Annotated in this window: 1 protein-coding gene; it reads left to right on the top strand. The window is 29.6% G+C overall.

The genetic code is table 11. From position 1 onward, the window contains the following. The first annotated feature begins 103 nt into the window (after positions 1 to 103). Entirely contained in the window at positions 104 to 1,090 is a 987-nt protein-coding gene (locus ABGF48_RS08415) for an IS30 family transposase (RefSeq protein ID WP_408105893.1), read from the top strand. The last annotated feature ends 27 nt before the right edge of the window (positions 1,091 to 1,117 follow it).

The following is a 1,117-nucleotide window of genomic DNA, read 5'->3' as shown; positions in this document are numbered from 1 at the left end:
AGATAATTTATCATAACAAGTGCAACACAAAATAACTCATAGCTAATCAGCTGTGTTAATATGTAAGTGACCAAACAAAACATATTAAAAGGAGCGATTAACTATGAGCTATAACCATCTTACCATAGAAGAGAGATCTTGTATCTATCAATTTTTAAATTTAGGAATGAGTATAAGGAAAATTGCACAAGCGCTTAAAAGATCACCTAGTACAATATCTCGAGAAATTAAAAGAAATTGTTCTAAAATAAAATCAAGTATAGGAAGTTACACTAAATACTTCCCAATAAAGGCAAATGACAAATATCGTGATAGAAGGAAAGATTGTCATAGGAAAACCAAATTTTCTAAAGATGTTATTGATTATTTAACTATAAAAATTAATCAACATTGGTCACCTGAACAAATATCAAATAGAAATACAAAAGCTATTAATCATATACCATCTACATCAACCATATATAGGCTCATACACGCAAAAAAACTGCCAAAAACCAGTATGAAAAATTTAAGAAGAAAAGGAAAGTTTAAAAGGCCAGCAGAAAAAAGAGGAAAATTCAACGATAAAGGAAGAACAATTAAGAAAAGACCTAAAGAAATATACAAAAGGCAAGAGCTAGGTCACTGGGAAGCAGATACAGTAGAATCAGGCAGGTTCGATCATAAAAGAAAAAGTGGATACTGTTTCGTAACTTTAGCGGAAAGAAAATCTAGATACTATATAGCAATTCTAGTTGAAAATAGAAAATCAGAAAATGTAACACCCGCAATAATCAATGCACTAAAAGATTTTCCAAAAGAATTAGTAAAAACAATAACTTTTGATAGAGGTAAAGAATTTTCAGAATTTGAGAGAATAGAAAAAGAGTTAGGGTGTAAAACTTATTTTTGTGACCCCTACTGTGCATGGCAAAAGGGTACAAATGAAAATAGTAATGGACTTTTAAGGGAGTTTTATCCTAAAGGTATGGATTTATCGGAAGTAAATATAAATGATTTAAATCATAACTTAAGTTTAATGAATAATAGACCTAGGAAATGTATAAAATATAAAACACCTAAAGAAGAACTTTTTGGTCTCTTACCATAGGTGTTGCATTTGATTTGACAATTCGTC

The sequence above is a fragment of the Helcococcus bovis genome (assembly GCF_046035835.1).
In the GTDB taxonomy this organism is placed as follows: domain Bacteria; phylum Bacillota; class Clostridia; order Tissierellales; family Peptoniphilaceae; genus Helcococcus; species Helcococcus bovis.
This window is presented reverse-complemented; position numbering and strand designations above follow the sequence as displayed.

Bases quoted from the DNA above. Each gene is read 5' to 3' on its own strand.
- ABGF48_RS08415 (WP_408105893.1), top strand. From the start codon at position 104: ATGAGCTATAACCATCTTACCATAGAAGAGAGATCTTGTATCTATCAA.